A 14965-nucleotide genomic window follows, 5' to 3' on the forward strand; every position below is an offset into this window, starting at 1 on the left:
CTGTTGATGTTTCGCCATGCGCCGCATTGCCGCGCCCTGTTCGCTCAGGCTGGCCGTTTCCCGCGCACTCCAAAGGCGCGGGCTGCCTCTTCGTGCAGTGCCGCTCAGCCCCTGGTTCACCTGGAATGACGCAAACCGCGTTGTTTGCCGCGTCTTACCCTACGCGGCGGCGGTTCCGCCCTGGCCATGACTCAACGTCAGCAGACCCATCTTCAAGCACTTCGCCTGTCTACTCGCTCAAGCGGCAAGTTTCCGATAGGCAAAGGGAGGTCATTGTACACATGGCGAAAGCGACGTCACTAATTTTTGTGACGCACCATCGAAATCCGATGTCGCATTTCTGAAAGAAAAATGCCAAAACCCGCAGAAGCGGGTTTCGGCATTTTCATTTTTGCGACGTCGCGGGTTTTCAGCGTGCGCCAGCGATCTCCTGCTGGATGCTGGAGAAGGTGCGCGACCAGGGCTTGGAGGCCTGGATCTTCGCCGGCAACTTCTTGATCGCGGCCTGCGCCGAAGCCCGATCGGCAAAGCTGCCGTAGGTCACGACGTAGAACGGCTTGCCCTGCAGGTTCTTGCGGAAGTAGCGGTACTCGCCGCCGCCCTGCTGGCTGATGAAGGCCTTGGCGCTGGCTTCCGAGCCGGTGCCCAGCACCTGCACGGAGTAGCGCGATCCGGCCTGGGACTGGTACCAGCTGCTGCTACCGGCGCTACCGCGGGATGCGGCAGGCTTGCTTGCCGTGGCCGGCTTGGCGCTGGCGACGGTGGTTGCCGGCTTGCTGGCTGCCGGCTTTGCGGCCTGGACGGGCTTGGCGGAGGCGGTGGGCTTGACCGGTTCCGGACGCGGCGCGGGCGTCGGAGCCGGTTGCGGCGCGGCGGCCTGCTGCTGGGTCGACGCCGGCGGCACCGGATTCAGTGGCGTCGGGCCGTTGTTGGCCAGCGGCGTCACCGGCGGCGCGGTGCTGGTCACGGTCGGAGGAATTGCCGCGGACGGCAGACCGCCTTCGTCGGCATCTTCCTGCCCGCCGGCCTGGGCCAACGGCTCGCGAATCACCGGCTGGCTTTCACCCACCAGTGGCAGCGGCAACGGTTGGTTGGAACCGGCGAATTCGACCGAGGGACCGGCGCCCTGGGCGTCTGGCTGCGGGGCGGCACCGTTGAGCGGCAATTGCGAGGAGGTTTGCGCGGCGGTGCTCGGAGCGTCCGGCTTGCTGGTCTTGCCCTGCATGAACCAGGCGGCGATCACGCCGATGGCGACCACGCCAAGGATCGCCAGGTGCTTCTTCGGCAGCTTGAAGCCGGGGCCAGCGGCCTTGCGGGCGCCGCCACGGTCAGCCAGCATCGCCTCGATCATGGCGTCGCGGGCCGTCTGGTTGATCGCTCCCGGCCAGCCGCCGGACTGTTCGTGGATGTCGGCCAGCAAGTCGGCGGAGATCAGCTCGATGCCCTGCCCGGCGCCTTCCAGGCGCTGCGCCAGGTACTCGCGCGTCTCTTCTTCGCTGTAGGGCTGCAACTCGATGGCGTGGAAACGCTCCTCGCCTTCGGACAGCACGTCCAGGCGCGACAGCAGCGCCGGCTCGCCGAACAGGAAGACATGCAGGCGCGCCTCGGTGTTGCCGGCAGCCAGGAGCAGCAGCACTTCCAGGGCGTCATCGCGCAGTTGCTCGGCATCGTCCACCAGCAGATAGACGTCCTGCCCGGTGATCGCCAGTTGGGCAACCTTGGCCAGGATGGCTTCGAGGCTGGTCTGGGTAATGCCCAGGCCCTGCGCCAACTGGCGCAACAGGGTCGCCTCGTCGGCCACCGTGCGACCGGAGATCACCACGCTGGACACCGCATCCTTGTTGGTGCTGGCCACCAATGCCTGGCGCAGCAGCGTCTTGCCGCTGCCCAGCGGGCCGGTTACGGCCAGCAGCAGGTGACTGTAGCGCGCCAGGTGGTGCAGTTGCCCCAGCACAGGCTTGCGCTGCGCAGGGAAGAACTTGAAGCCGGGAACCCGCGGTGCGAACGGGTCATGACTGAACTGGTAGTGGGCCAGAAAGGCCTCATCGGCATGCAAACTGGACATGGGACCTCAATGCTCTCCTGCCTGACCGACCAGTGCCTGGTAGTCAGTGCGCAGCGTTTCTTCCAGAATCTCACGGGGGAATTCGGCGGTCACGACCGCAGCCCCCAGCCCTTGGAGCAAGACCAGACGCAAACGTCCATCGAGCACTTTCTTGTCGACGGCCATGTGCTCAAGAAAATGCTCGGCATTCATTTCCTGCGGCGGGACGACCGGCAGCTTCGCCTTGGCGAGCAGGCGAATGCCGCGATCGCGCTCGGTATTTGTCAGCCATCCCAGCCGATGCGACATCTCCAGTGCCATCACGGTTCCCGCCCCCACGGCTTCGCCGTGCAGCCAGACGCCATAGCCCATGTGGGTCTCGATGGCATGACCGAAGGTGTGGCCCAGATTGAGGGTCGCGCGGACACCGGTTTCCTTCTCGTCGGCGCCGACCACGCGGGCCTTGGCGGCGCAGGAGCGCTCGATCGCCTCGGTGAGCGCGCTGGGCTCCAGCGCCAGCAGGTCATCCACATGCGCTTCCAGCCAGGTCAGGAACGGCTCGTCGCAGATGAAACCGTACTTGATGACTTCTGCCAGCCCGGCGGACAGCTCGCGCGGCGGCAGGGTGCGCAGGGTGGTGGTATCGATGACCACCGCCCGGGGCTGATAGAAGGCCCCGACCATGTTCTTGCCCAGCGGGTGGTTGATGCCGGTCTTGCCTCCGACCGACGAGTCCACCTGGGACAGCAGCGTGGTCGGCACCTGGATGAAGTCGACGCCACGCTGGTAGCAGGCCGCCGCGAAACCGGTCATGTCGCCGATGACGCCGCCGCCGAGGGCGATCAGGGTGGTCTTGCGGTCATGGCGCGCGGTCAGCAGGCCATCGAAGATCAGTTGCAGGGTTTCCCACTGCTTGTAGGCCTCGCCGTCGGGGAGCACGACCGTGGTGACCTGGTAGCCGGCCAGGGTCTTCTGCAGTCGATCCAGGTACAGCGGCGCGATGGTTTCATTGGTGACGATGGCTACCTGACGGCCGCGAATGTGCGGTTCGAAGTAGCGCGGATCATCCAGCAGCCCCTCGCCGATGTAGATCGGGTAGCTGCGATCGGCCAGATCGACGTTGAGTGTGCGCATGAAACCCCCAGGCAAGAAAGGGGACTAGGATACCGCAGATTGCAGCGCCGTTAATGGCGCTCCAACTCACGCAAACGCTCCAGAATCTCCAGAACCACGAGGCGCGGTGGCCGCTCGTCGGTTTCGATGATCACGTCGGCGATTTCGCGGTACAGCGGATCGCGCATCTGCATGAGGTCACGGAGGATCTGCTCCGGATTGGGCTTCTGCAGCAGCGGGCGATTCTTGTCGCGCGCCGTGCGGGAAATCTGCTGCTCGACCGAGGCATGCAGGTAGATCACCTTGCCGCCGGCCTTGAGGATCAGGCGATTGGCGTCGCGCATGACCGCGCCACCGCCGGTGGCGATGACCATGCCGCCTTCGTCGCACAGCTCGGCGAGCATCGCCTGCTCACGCTCACGGAAACCCGCCTCGCCCTCGACATCGAATATCCAGGGGATGTTGGCTCCGCAGCGCTGCTCGATCTCTTTATCCGAATCTTTGAAAACGAGGTGAAGCTCTTTGGCGAGAAGACGCCCGATGGTGCTTTTCCCAGCTCCCATCGGGCCTACCAGAATCAAATTGGACACGACATTGATCAACGGCCGACTGCAAAGGCCTGATTATTCATAATCCGCGGAGTAATGAAAACCAAGAGCTCGTTCTTGCTGTCGGTTATCGAGTCGCGACGGAACAGCCGGCCAATGAAGGGCACGTCGCCCAGGAACGGAACCTTGTCCACAGCCTTGGTCTGGGTGTTGGAGAACACACCACCGATCACGATGGTTTCGCCATCGTTGACCAGCACCTTGGCATTGACTTCGTTCTTCTTGATCGGCGGCACACCGTTCAGCCGGTTGGCGTAGTCCGGCTCGTCCTTGTTGACCTTCACTTCCATGAGGATGCGATTGTCCGGAGTGATCTGCGGCGTCACCTCCAGCGCCAGTGCAGCTTCCTTGAAGGACACCGAGGTCGCGCCGCTGGAACTGGCTTCCTGGTAGGGAATCTCCGAGCCCTTGAGGATCTTCGCGGTTTCCTTGTCGGAGGTGACGACCTTCGGCTGGGAAACCACTTCACCGTTGCCGCTCTTCTCCATAGCGGAAAGCTGCAGGTCAAGCATGGCGTGATCGCTCAGGAAGCCGATACCGATACCCGAGGTGCTCTCGGCCACACCCATATCCACAAAGGGAACCGGTGCCACACCATCCTGTGCTGTCCAGTTGCCGATCGTGTCGGTGCCGGGCAGGAATAGCTGTCCATCACTAACTGTACGCGCACCGTCCTTGCCGTAGAAATCCCAGTTCCCCCCTCTGAACGCGCCACCCCAGCGAACGCCCAAGGCCTTGCTGTAGTCCACGGCGGCTTCAACGATACGCGCCTCGATCATCACCTGACGCACCGGAATATCCAGCTGGGCAACGATACGACGCAGCTCATCCAGGCGATCCTGGGTCTGGTAGGCGATGATCGCGTTGGTCCGATCATCGACGGTGATCGAGCCACGAGTATCCGCACCCGCCGCCGGAGCGCCCGGAGCGCCGCCCACACCCGTTACCGACTGGAACAGCTTGGCGATGTCGGACGCCTTGGCGTAGTTCACCTGGATCAGCTCGCGCCGCAGGGGAGCCAGCTCGGAAATCTGCTTCTGGGCTTCGAGCTCCTGGCGCTCGCGCGCCGCGATCTCCTCCGCCGGGGCAACCAGCAGTACGTTGCCCACCTTGCGCTTGTCCAGGCCCTTGGTCTTGAGCACCAGGTCCAGCGCCTGATCCCAGGGCACGTTCTGCAGGCGCAGGGTGATGTTGCCCTGAACCGTATCGGAAGCGACCAGGTTCAGGTCGGTGAAGTCAGCGATCAGTTGCAGCACCGAGCGCACGTCGATGTCCTGGAAGTTCAGCGACAGCTTCTCGCCGGTATAAGCGAAGGTATCCTTCTTGCGCTTCTCGGCATCGTCCATCGTCATCGGCTTGATGCTGACGGTCATCCGATTGTCGGTCTGATAGACCAGGTAGTCGTACAGGCCGGTCGGTTCGATGGAAATACTGGCCTTGTCACCCGAAGTCGAAGCATTGACGAACTGCACCGGCGTGGCGAAGTCCTTCACATCCAGGCGCACCCGCAGATTGTCCGGCAACTGGGTGCGCGGGAAGTCCAGGCGAATCTTGCCACCCTGCTCCTGGATGTCCGGGCTGAGCGTCGGATCGGACAGGTCGATCACGACATTGCCTTCACCCTGCTCGCCGCGCTGGAAGTCGATATTGCGAATCGCCTTGCCTGCGGGAATGTACGGCTTGGGCTGGGCCGGCTTGGCGATCGCCGAAGATACCGGCGCCGCCGAGGCGACCGTGCTGGAAGCACCGCTTCCGCCCACCACGACGTACAGGTTCGAACCATCCGACCGGGTGGTGTAAGGCACCAGCGTGCTCAGGTTGACGATCAGGCGGGTGCGATCCTTGGCCTCGACCACCGTCAGGCTGCGGGCATTGCCCACACCCAGTTCCCGGTTCTTGCTGCCCAGCTTGTTCTGCACGCCCGGCAGGTCCAGCGCGATGCGCGCCGGCTGCTCGATGGTGTAGCCGCGCGGAGCGGCCACCGGCCCGTCAAAGCCCAGCTTCAGCTCGACCCGATCACCCGGCAGCGCCGCCACATCGACGCTCTGCAGGTTGGCGGCCAGCAAAGCCGGCGCAAAGACAGCCGCGAGCAAGGAGATGCTCAGGCGGGAAAGTGTTCTGTTCATCGTCTGAATCCGTCGTGCAGACTGCTGTTTGTTATCCATGTTCATCCCCGCCCTTATGAACGTTCCTTGAGAGTCAGACTGCGCGGACGTTCGAGCCAGCCGCCCTCACCATCAGGAACGATTTCAATCACGTCGATCTTGCCTTCGCTGATCGCAACGATCTTGCCGTCGTTGCGTCCCAGGTAGTCGCCGATTCGTACCCGGTGCACCCCTCCTGCACCTTTCACGAGCGCGAACATCTGGCTCTCCCTGGACAAGGTCCCCACCATTTCGAAGGTTTCTATATTGAAGCCCTCGAGGAACTGCTTGACCCGGGTTTCGTCCGGCTTGACCACCTTGTTGCCCTTCTGTTTCACCGCCAGATCGATCTTGACCGGTGGCTGGAACGGGCTACGCAGCGCCGAGGCGCTATAAGTGAACGCTTCATACGGCTGGAACTTGGGCAGCGGCTCGATAGCCCCCTTGGGACGCGCACGCACCTCATCCATATAGGCTTGCAGATCGCTGAAATCGCCTCCCGCGCCGCACCCGTTCAGACTCAGGAGCAGAAAACCGCAAATGATCAGGCGCCCCCTCATTTCTTGGCTCCCGTTTTTTTCGGGGCATCGACCTTCACGCCCTTGTCGTTGTAACGATAGGTCTTGGCCAGGATGCTCATCCTCAGCCTGGACGTGCTGTCGACGCTGGCAGGTTTGATCTCGAAATCGTGCAAGGTAACGATCCGCGGAAGACTGGACACGCCGCTGACGAAGGTCGCCAGGTCGTGATAGCCGCCGACGACGCTGATCTGGATAGGCAGCTCGATATAGAACTGCTGGGTCACTTCCGGCAGCAGCTTGATCTCTTCGAACTCGAGCCCGCTTCCCAGACCGGTGCGGGTGATGTCCTCGAGCAGCCCCGGCACCTCGGTATCGCTGGGCAGTTGCCGCAGCAAGGCGCCGAAGGACTCCTCCATTTCCTTCATCTGAACCTTGTAGGCATCCAGGTTCGCCGCCTGGAAGGCCTTGGCAGAGAACTGCTGCTTGAGCGTTTCCTCCTCCGCGCGCTGCCGGTCCAACTGGTCCTGCATGTCCTTCAGATGGAAGTTGTAGCCAAGCGCGAGCACCACGGCCATCAGCAGGATGCAGGCGATGACCTTGACGGCCGCCGGCCAGGAGCCGAGGTTGTTCAGGTCAAGATCGTTGATGTCGATCTTGCGCAAGCTCTCGAGGGAACTGGCCAGACTCATTTCTTGGCTCCTTGCGCAACGTTCTTCTGCTCCGCCTCATCCGCCCCGGGCTGAGTCTGCTGAACCGTCAACTGGAAGAGGTTCGCCTGATCCAGCCCTCCCTGGGTCACCGCCTTCACTTCCGTCAGGTTCGGCGCCATCAGCCACTCGGAGGCATCCAGGTTGCGCATCAGGTTGGAGACCCGGTTATTCGACTCGGCCGCCCCTGCGATGGAGATGGACTTCCCGGTCATCTTCAGGTCGGTGAAAAAGACGCCATCGGGCAACGTGCGCACCAACTGGTCGAACACACGACCAATGATCGGACGGTTGCCCTGAAGGTCCTGAATGATCTTCATGCGCTCCAGCAACTGCTGGCGGCGAGCCTTCAGTTCGCTGATTTCCTTGATTCGCGCATCGAGCACAGCGATTTCCTTGCGCAGGAAATCGTTGCGGGCGTTCTGGTTCTCGATAGTCGAACTCAGGTACTGGTCGCCCAGGAACACCAGGCCGGCAGACAGCAACAGCACGCCGCCCAGGGTCACCAGGAACCGTTGCCTGCGCTCTTCGCGCAGTTGCTCCCGCCACGGCAGTAGGTTGATGCGAGTCATCAGTCGAAACTCCTCATCGCCAGACCGCAGGCAATCATCAGCGCCGGCGCGTCACTGGCCAGCGCCCCCGCATTGACCTTTCCGCTCAGCACCATGTCGGTGAACGGGTTGGCCACGAGTGTCGGAGTACCGATCTTCTGCTGGATCAGCCGGTCCAGGTCCGGGATCGAAGCCGTTCCGCCCGCCAGCAGGATGTAATCCACGTCGTTGAACTGCCCGGCCGCGAAGAAGAACTGCAGCGAACGAGATACCTGCTGAACGACGGCATCTTTGAACGGTTGCAAAACTTCGCTGTCGTAGTCATCCGGAAGACCACCCTGCTTCTTGGCAAGACCAGCTTCCTCCACGGACAAACCGTAGCGGCGCTGAATCTCCTCGGTGAGCTGGCGTCCGCCGAACAATTGCTCGCGGGTATAGATAGTGCGTCCGTGGTGCAGCACGCTCAGCGTGGTCATGGTGGCGCCGATGTCGACGACCGCAACTGTGAGCTCGTCGGCATTGCCGCCCAACTGATCTCCGAGCAGACTGAACGCTCTTTCCAGCGCGTAGGCTTCGACATCGACAACCTTGGCCGTCACGCCGGCCAGCGCCAGGGCCGCCTCGCGCACTTCAACGTTTTCCTTTCGGCAGGCGGCAAGGAGTACGTCGACGCGCTCGGCGTTTCGTGCGGAAACTCCCTGCACTTCGAAGTCGATCGCGACTTCTTCGAGCGGATAGGGGATGTACTGGTCGGCCTCGATCTTGAGCTGGTTCTCCAGCTCGTCTTCCGAGAGACCGCCATCCATCTCGATGGTCTTGGTAATGACCGCCGAGCCGGCAACAGCGACAGCAGCCGTCTTCACGCCGGTTCGCGCCTTGGCGATCACGCGTGACAACGCCTGGCCGACACCCTCCAGCTCAGCGATGTTCTTTTCTACCACTGCATTGGGCGGGAGCGGCTCGACGGCATAGGCCTCTACCTTGTAGCGGCCTCCAGAGCGGCTCAATTCGAGGAGTTTGACCGAAGTCGAACTGATGTCTATCCCCAGCAGCGTGTTCGCTTTCTTATTGAAGAGCCCTAGCACGACTGATTTCCTATCAGCATCCGAGACTTACGGACGATTTATGTTTTTTCACATTAGATACCAGACTTGACACCCGCGCAAATGGCTCACCGGGAAAAAAACTGCTTATAATGTGATCAGCTTTTCCCTTTTTACCGCGCCATCCGCTTAACTCTTTCTTTTCTCTGGAAATCCAAGACCTTCCAATGCGCCTGCTGAAGTTTCTGTGGTGGACCTGCGTCACCATAATCTGTGGATTGCTGCTCAGTTTCAGCGGCGCCTACCTCTACCTCAGCCCAAACCTCCCGTCCGTGGAGGCCTTGCGCAACGTGCGTTTGCAGATGCCGTTGCGCGTGTACAGCAGTGATAACAGATTGATAGCAGAGTTTGGCGAGATGCGCCGTACGCCGATTCGCTTTGCTGAAATCCCCCAAGACTTCACCCACGCACTGTTATCGGCCGAGGATGACAACTTCGCCAATCATTATGGCGTGGACGTCAAGAGCCTGATGCGTGCTGCCGCGCAATTATTGAAGACGGGACATATCCAGACGGGCGGCAGCACCATCACCATGCAGGTGGCGAAGAACTACTTCCTCACCAACGAACGCAGCTTCTCCCGGAAGATCAACGAGATCTTGCTGGCACTTCAGATCGAGCGCTCGCTGACCAAGGACGAGATCCTCGAGCTGTACGTCAACAAGATTTATCTGGGCAACCGCGCTTACGGTGTAGAAGCCGCCGCCCAGGTCTATTACGGCAAATCGATCAAAGACTTGAGCCTGGCCCAGATGGCGATGATAGCCGGTCTGCCCAAGGCGCCGTCGCGCTACAACCCGCTGGCCAACCCCGCCCGCAGCCTGGAACGCCGCAACTGGATCCTCGAGCGCATGCTCAAGCTGGGCTTCATCGACCAGCCTCGCTACGAAGCCGCGGTCAAGGAACCCATCGCGGCGTCCTATCACGTACAAAGCCCGGAGCTGACCGCCCCTTACATCGCCGAGATGGCGCGCGCCGAGCTGGTCGGCCGCTTCGGCGGCGATGCCTACACCGAGGGCTACCGCGTCTATACCACCGTGCGCAGCGATCTGCAGGAGGATGCCAACAACGCACTGCGCGACGGCCTGCAGGATTACGACCAGCGTCACGGCTACCGTGGCCCGGAGACCCGCCTGCCCGGCAAGACCCGCGATGCCTGGCGCCAGGCGATCGCCCAGCAACGCCCGCTCGGCGGCCTGGAGCCGGCCATCGTCATCCAGGTGGAGAAGAGCGGCGCCCTGGTGATGACCCGCGACGGCAAGGAAGAAGCACTCGCCTGGGACGGCATGAAATGGGCGCGCCCCTACCTCAGCAACAACAGCATGGGCCCGATGCCTCGCCAGCCCAGCGACGTGGTCCAACCAGGCGACGTGATCCGCGTGCAGCGCCGCGACGACGGCTCGCTGCGCCTGAGCCAAGTGCCGGCCGCACAGAGCGCGCTGGTTTCCCTGAACCCGCAGGACGGCGCGATCATGGCACTGGTCGGTGGTTTCTCCTTCGAGCAGAGCAACTACAACCGCGCGACCCAGGCCAAGCGCCAGCCCGGTTCCAGCTTCAAGCCGTTCATCTACAGCGCCGCGCTGGACAACGGTTTCACCGCCGCCTCGCTGATCAACGACGCCCCCGTGGTGTTCTACGATGAGTACCTGGACAAGGTCTGGCGACCGAAGAACGACACCAACACCTTCCTCGGCCCGATCCCGATGCGCGAGGCGTTGTACAAGTCGCGCAACATGGTGTCGATCCGCATCCTCCAGGGGCTGGGCGTCGAACGCGCGCGCAACTACATCAGCCGCTTCGGCTTCAACAAGGACGAACTGCCGCCGAACCTGTCGATGGCCCTCGGCACCGCGACCCTGACGCCGCTGGAGATCGCCACCGCCTGGAGCACCTTCGCCAACGGTGGCTTCAAGATTTCGCCCTATGTGATCGAGCGCATCGAAAGCCGCGACGGCCAGATCATCTACCAGGCCAACCCGCCCCGCGTGACGAATGACGAGGCGCAGGTCGAACAGGCACAGCCCACCGGCACCAACGAACTGGGCAACGACGACCCGAGCCTGGCCAAGACCACCATCGAGCCGGCCGCCGCCGAGCGCATCATCGACTCGCGCACCGCCTACATCATGACCAGCATGCTGCAGGACGTGATCAAGCGCGGCACCGGCCGTCGCGCCCTGGCGCTCAAGCGCGACGACCTGGCCGGCAAGACCGGTACCACCAACGAGTCCAAGGACGCCTGGTTCTCCGGCTACAACGCCGACTACATGACCACCGTCTGGGTCGGTTTCGACCAGCCGGAAAGCCTCGGCCGCAGCGAGTACGGCGGTAACGTGGCCCTGCCGATCTGGATGCGCTACATGGGCGCCGCCCTGAAGGACAAGCCCTCGCACCTGCTGCCCGAGCCCGCCGGCATGGTCAGCCTGCGCATCGATCCGGTGACTGGCCGCGCAGCGGCGCCAGGCACGCCGGGCGCCTATTTCGAACTGTTCAAGAACGAGGATACGCCGCCTTCGATGAGCGAACTGGCACCGGGAAGCGCGCCGGGAAGCGGTATGCCGGCGGAAGAAGAAGCCCCGATCGACCTGTTCTGACAGGCAGGCACAGGCCCGTCGCAAGAGGGGCTTTTGCATCGAACGGAATGTTTCCCGAATAAATCATGGCATTTCGCCAAATCATTGATTAATCTGCCGTTTGCGGCGGTGAACAGCCCCGGACGACCGACCCCATCCGGCGCGTCAGGGGCTTCCCGCGGCAACGTCATCAGGACGCCCGGATGCTACGCAAACTGTCTGGCTGGCTGTTCTGCCTGATCGCACTGTCGCTCGGTGCGCCGTTACTGCGCCTGCTGGCCACATCCCGCGTCCTCGCCCCCGCGCCTGACCTCGTCTACCTCGACCAGTTGCTCGCCACGTTGATCGCCTGCGCGGGACTTTCCGGCCTACTCATCGCCTGCCTGCTCCGCCTGCCCGCTCGCGCATTCACCGCAATCCTTCTGCTGCTGCCCGCCGGGGCGCTCTGCATCTGGCGCCTCACCCATCCCGCGCTCGAGCCCAGCTCCCCCACACCGGAGCAATTCCGGCTGGTACTGGCGGGACTGACGGGATATGCCCTTCTGCTGGCCGGCATCGAATGGCTCGCCAGGCGGGAAGGCGGAGTACGGACAGCCTTGCGCTGCCTCGGCCTGCTACTGCTGCTGCCCTGGGGCCTTGGCCTGTTCTACCTGATGCGACTGTACTACTGAGGTAGATCGCGCCAGGTCAGGTAGACGCGCAGGTCGAATTCCAGTTGATGGTAGCCCGGCAGCATGTGCTCGCAGAGCTGGTAGAAGGCCTTGCCGTGGTCACGCTCCTTCAGGTGCGCGAGTTCGTGGACCACGATCATCTGCAGGAACTCGGGAGCCGCATCCTTGAACAGCGAGGCGACACGGATTTCCTTCTTCGCCTTGAGCTTGCCGCCCTGAACCCGCGAGATCGCCGTGTTCAGGCCGAGGGCGCGCTGTACCACGTCCAGCTTGTTGTCGTAGAGCACCTTGTCCACCGCCGGCGCGGTGCGCATGAACTGCTGCTTGAGGTCCATCGCATAGCTGTAGAGCGCCTTGTCACTCTGCACGTCATGGCGACCGGGATAGCGGCGCTCCAGGTACTGGGCGAGACGGTCCTGCTCGATGAGCTGGCGCACTTGGTCCTGAAGCTGCTGCGGGTAGGCCTGGAGATAACGGAGCGGCTGCATGGGCGAGGCGACTGGCGGGACGTTCGACCGCCAGTCTACCTCATTCACCACTCAATCCAGCGCGCAGGTGCTATAGGCTTCGGTGCGGTACGGGAACGCGACCTCCGCGCAATCTTTCAATGCCGGATGGCTGGCAATCAGCTCTCGCAGTTGCTCGGCCACCCGTCGTTTCTGCTCATCCGGCAACGCGGCGATGAAGCTGACCGACAGGACACGCGAAACGATCACCTGTTCCGGCGGGCCGATGTGCTGGTAGTTGAACTCGCGCAGGCGCAACGGCGCGAATCGCGCGCCTGCAAAGGCGCGTCGCCATTCGCCGGTGTGGAAGCGCGGCGTACTGCCCTCGTAGCGTTCGACGATGCGGGCCACCTCGGCTACCCAGTCGACCCGCTCGTCACGGACGTTCCAGACCAGACCGAGATGACCGCCCGGGCGCAGCACCCGATGGATCTCGGCCAGCGACCGCTCGTCCGCGAACCAGTGGAAAGCCTGGGCGCAGGTCAGCGCATCCAGGCTCCCCGTCTCCAGGGGGATCGCCTGGGCGGTACCGTTGAGCGCCTTCACCGCCGGCAGGGTCGCGCTCAATTGCTCACGCATCGCCGCCACCGGCTCGATCGCCGTGACCTGCGCCCCCGTGCGCAGCAGCAAGGCGGTGAACTTCCCAGTCCCCGCGCCGAGATCGGCCACCGCCTTGCCGGGAGCGATCTCCAGGGCCTCGCCCAGCCAGCCCAACAGCTCATCCGGATAGTCCGGACGCCCGTGGGCATAGGCTTTCGCTTCACGGGCATAGCCATCCCGCGCACTGCCATGTACATCCGTCATCGTGCCTCCAGAGCCCGTCCGACCCGAGCACCAGCGCTCAGAGGAACCGGCAGGCCTTGCTGTCGAGTTTGCTCTTGCCATCCAGGTAACTACGGTAGCAGCTGAGCAGCCTCGATTCCTTGATACGGCAGCGCTTCTGCCGGCATTCACCGGTGAACTCGAAGCGGCCGCCATCCGGGGCGGCCAGTTGGATACGGATCGCCGGCCAGCCCTTCTTCGGCGCCTTGTCCGGCGTACTGAGCACGCGGTTCTCGTTCTCCACCAGGGCGGCACCCGCTTCGGCATAGTCGAAGACGAACAGCAGGGTACGCGAGGTCTTCAGCGTGCACTCTTCATGGGTCAGGCAGTTCTGCGCATCCACCGGCAGGTTTACCGGCGGCTTCGGCGGTGGCGCCGAGGCCCCGGGAGGAAGCAGCGAACAACCGGCCAGCAGCACCAGCGACAGAGCGGCAAGCCCGGCACGCAGCATCGACATGCCATCAATCTCCTTCTGGCAAATACGAAAGAGCCCCGCGGGGCGGGGCTCTTCGGAAGCGGGCCGGAATCAGTTGATCTTCGCTTCCAGCTCACCCTTGGCGTAACGCTGGAACATGCCTTCCAGGGAGATCGGCTTGATCTTGGAGGCGTGGCCGGCGGTGCCGAAGGCTTCGTAGCGGGCGATGCAGACATCGCGCATGGCTTCGACGGTCTTGGCGAAGTATTTGCGCGGGTCGAACTCGCTGGGGTTCTTCGCCAGGAAGCGACGGATAGCGCCAGTGGAGGCCAGGCGCAGGTCGGTGTCGATGTTGACCTTGCGCACGCCGTACTTGATGCCTTCGACGATTTCCTCGACCGGCACGCCGTAGGTTTCCGGGATCTCACCGCCGAACTCGTTGATGATCGCCAGCCAGTCCTGCGGGACGGAGGACGAACCGTGCATCACCAGGTGGGTGCCGGGGATACGCGCATGGATCGCCTTGATGCGGTCGATGGCGAGGATGTCGCCGGTCGGCGGCTTGGTGAACTTGTAGGCGCCGTGGCTGGTGCCGATGGCGATGGCCAGGGCGTCGACCTGGGTCTTCTTGACGAAGTCGGCGGCTTCTTCCGGGTCGGTCAGCAGCTGGCTGTGGTCCAGCACGCCTTCCGCGCCAACGCCGTCTTCCTCGCCGGCCATGCCGGTTTCCAGGGAGCCCAGGCAGCCCAGTTCACCTTCCACGGACACACCGCATGCGTGGGCGAAGGCAACGGTCTGCTGAGTAACGCGGACGTTGTACTCGTAGTCGGCCGGGGTCTTGCCGTCTTCCTTCAGCGAGCCGTCCATCATCACCGAGCTGAAGCCCAGCTGGATGGAGCGCTGGCAGACGTCAGGGCTGGTGCCGTGGTCCTGGTGCATGCACACCGGGATGTGCGGGAATTCTTCGATGGCCGCGAGGATCAGGTGGCGCAGGAAGGGCGCACCGGCGTATTTGCGAGCACCGGCGGAGGCCTGCACGATCACCGGAGAATCGGTCTTGTCGGCCGCTTCCATGATGGCGCGCATCTGCTCGAGGTTGTTGACGTTGAAGGCCGGAACGCCATAGCCGAACTCGGCGGCGTGATCCAGCATTTGGCGCATGCTGATGAGTGCCATGATTTTTGCTT

General features: G+C 63.1%; 14 protein-coding genes. 2 read left to right on the top strand and 12 right to left on the bottom strand.

Annotated elements, in window-relative coordinates; genetic code table 11:
• Positions 1 to 409 precede the first annotated feature (409 nt).
• The 8 genes from ACYCAX_RS19820 to ACYCAX_RS19855 are packed head-to-tail and all read right to left on the bottom strand — an operon-like array spanning position 410 to position 8773.
• Entirely contained in the window at positions 410 to 2065 is a 1656-nt protein-coding gene (locus tag ACYCAX_RS19820; protein WP_015479236.1) for an AAA family ATPase, read from the bottom strand.
• A gap of 6 nt (positions 2066 to 2071) precedes the next feature.
• Positions 2072 to 3178 carry a 3-dehydroquinate synthase gene (aroB, locus tag ACYCAX_RS19825; protein ID WP_460248670.1) on the bottom strand — a complete coding sequence of 369 codons (1107 nt, stop codon included), beginning with the start codon at positions 3176 to 3178 and terminating at the stop codon, positions 2072 to 2074.
• Positions 3179 to 3228: 50 nt separating this feature from the next.
• Entirely contained in the window at positions 3229 to 3747 is a 519-nt protein-coding gene (aroK, locus tag ACYCAX_RS19830) for a shikimate kinase AroK (RefSeq protein WP_080636280.1), read from the bottom strand.
• A gap of 8 nt (positions 3748 to 3755) precedes the next feature.
• Positions 3756 to 5891, bottom strand: a complete 2136-nt coding sequence (gene pilQ / locus ACYCAX_RS19835) for a type IV pilus secretin PilQ (RefSeq protein WP_460248671.1) — start codon at positions 5889 to 5891, stop codon at positions 3756 to 3758.
• Positions 5892 to 5944: 53 nt separating this feature from the next.
• Complete coding sequence (pilP, locus tag ACYCAX_RS19840; protein ID WP_015479240.1) at positions 5945 to 6469, bottom strand: type 4a pilus biogenesis lipoprotein PilP; 525 nt, start codon at positions 6467 to 6469, stop codon at positions 5945 to 5947.
• On the bottom strand, positions 6466 to 7119 hold the full coding sequence (pilO, locus tag ACYCAX_RS19845; RefSeq protein ID WP_460248672.1) for a type 4a pilus biogenesis protein PilO: 654 nt from the start codon (positions 7117 to 7119) through the stop codon (positions 6466 to 6468). Before pilO ends, pilP begins: the two co-directional genes overlap by 4 nt.
• The gene (pilN, locus tag ACYCAX_RS19850) at positions 7116 to 7709 is read right to left on the bottom strand and encodes a type 4a pilus biogenesis protein PilN (protein WP_015479242.1); all 594 of its coding nucleotides are present in this window, start codon (positions 7707 to 7709) and stop codon (positions 7116 to 7118) included. Before pilN ends, pilO begins: the two co-directional genes overlap by 4 nt.
• Positions 7709 to 8773 carry a pilus assembly protein PilM gene (locus tag ACYCAX_RS19855; protein WP_015479243.1) on the bottom strand — a complete coding sequence of 355 codons (1065 nt, stop codon included), beginning with the start codon at positions 8771 to 8773 and terminating at the stop codon, positions 7709 to 7711. The genes pilN and ACYCAX_RS19855 overlap by 1 nt, the downstream gene beginning before the upstream one ends.
• A gap of 185 nt (positions 8774 to 8958) precedes the next feature.
• Here ACYCAX_RS19855 and ACYCAX_RS19860 point away from each other — a divergent pair, with 185 nt between their 5' ends.
• Together ACYCAX_RS19860 and ACYCAX_RS19865 are read left to right on the top strand one after the other, a co-directional pair.
• Positions 8959 to 11385, top strand: coding sequence for a penicillin-binding protein 1A (locus tag ACYCAX_RS19860; RefSeq protein ID WP_015479244.1), 2427 nt, complete (start codon positions 8959 to 8961; stop codon positions 11383 to 11385).
• Positions 11386 to 11567: 182 nt separating this feature from the next.
• On the top strand, positions 11568 to 12035 hold the full coding sequence (locus tag ACYCAX_RS19865; protein WP_460248673.1) for a hypothetical protein: 468 nt from the start codon (positions 11568 to 11570) through the stop codon (positions 12033 to 12035).
• Here ACYCAX_RS19865 and ACYCAX_RS19870 read toward each other — a convergent pair.
• The 4 genes from ACYCAX_RS19870 to fba form a co-directional block, all read right to left on the bottom strand.
• A complete protein-coding gene (locus ACYCAX_RS19870) occupies positions 12029 to 12523 on the bottom strand; it encodes a YgjP-like metallopeptidase domain-containing protein (RefSeq protein WP_015479246.1) in 495 nt (164 codons plus the stop codon). The two genes, ACYCAX_RS19865 and ACYCAX_RS19870, sit on opposite strands and share 7 nt — an antisense overlap.
• A gap of 51 nt (positions 12524 to 12574) precedes the next feature.
• The gene (locus ACYCAX_RS19875; RefSeq protein ID WP_294972759.1) at positions 12575 to 13345 is read right to left on the bottom strand and encodes a class I SAM-dependent methyltransferase; all 771 of its coding nucleotides are present in this window, start codon (positions 13343 to 13345) and stop codon (positions 12575 to 12577) included.
• A 37-nt stretch (positions 13346 to 13382) separates the two neighbouring features.
• Positions 13383 to 13820, bottom strand: coding sequence for a hypothetical protein (locus tag ACYCAX_RS19880; RefSeq protein ID WP_460248674.1), 438 nt, complete (start codon positions 13818 to 13820; stop codon positions 13383 to 13385).
• Between the two features lie 69 nt (positions 13821 to 13889).
• Positions 13890 to 14954 carry a class II fructose-bisphosphate aldolase gene (gene fba, locus ACYCAX_RS19885; protein ID WP_460248675.1) on the bottom strand — a complete coding sequence of 355 codons (1065 nt, stop codon included), beginning with the start codon at positions 14952 to 14954 and terminating at the stop codon, positions 13890 to 13892.
• Positions 14955 to 14965: the final 11 nt, after the last annotated feature.

Source organism: Pseudomonas sp. MT3 (assembly GCF_054720805.1).

What these genes read in the sequence shown, in the direction of transcription:
- ACYCAX_RS19820 (WP_015479236.1), bottom strand. Translation starts at nt 2,065, where the DNA reads ATGTCCAGTTTGCATGCCGATGAGGCCTTTCTGGCCCACTACCAGTTC.
- aroB (WP_460248670.1), bottom strand. Translation starts at nt 3,178, where the DNA reads ATGCGCACACTCAACGTCGATCTGGCCGATCGCAGCTACCCGATCTAC.
- pilQ (WP_460248671.1), bottom strand. Translation starts at nt 5,891, where the DNA reads ATGAACAGAACACTTTCCCGCCTGAGCATCTCCTTGCTCGCGGCTGTC.
- pilP (WP_015479240.1), bottom strand. Translation starts at nt 6,469, where the DNA reads ATGAGGGGGCGCCTGATCATTTGCGGTTTTCTGCTCCTGAGTCTGAAC.
- pilO (WP_460248672.1), bottom strand. Translation starts at nt 7,119, where the DNA reads ATGAGTCTGGCCAGTTCCCTCGAGAGCTTGCGCAAGATCGACATCAAC.
- pilN (WP_015479242.1), bottom strand. Translation starts at nt 7,709, where the DNA reads ATGACTCGCATCAACCTACTGCCGTGGCGGGAGCAACTGCGCGAAGAG.
- ACYCAX_RS19860 (WP_015479244.1), top strand. Translation starts at nt 8,959, where the DNA reads ATGCGCCTGCTGAAGTTTCTGTGGTGGACCTGCGTCACCATAATCTGT.
- ACYCAX_RS19865 (WP_460248673.1), top strand. Translation starts at nt 11,568, where the DNA reads ATGCTACGCAAACTGTCTGGCTGGCTGTTCTGCCTGATCGCACTGTCG.
- ACYCAX_RS19870 (WP_015479246.1), bottom strand. Translation starts at nt 12,523, where the DNA reads ATGCAGCCGCTCCGTTATCTCCAGGCCTACCCGCAGCAGCTTCAGGAC.
- ACYCAX_RS19875 (WP_294972759.1), bottom strand. Translation starts at nt 13,345, where the DNA reads ATGACGGATGTACATGGCAGTGCGCGGGATGGCTATGCCCGTGAAGCG.
- ACYCAX_RS19880 (WP_460248674.1), bottom strand. Translation starts at nt 13,820, where the DNA reads ATGTCGATGCTGCGTGCCGGGCTTGCCGCTCTGTCGCTGGTGCTGCTG.
- fba (WP_460248675.1), bottom strand. Translation starts at nt 14,954, where the DNA reads ATGGCACTCATCAGCATGCGCCAAATGCTGGATCACGCCGCCGAGTTC.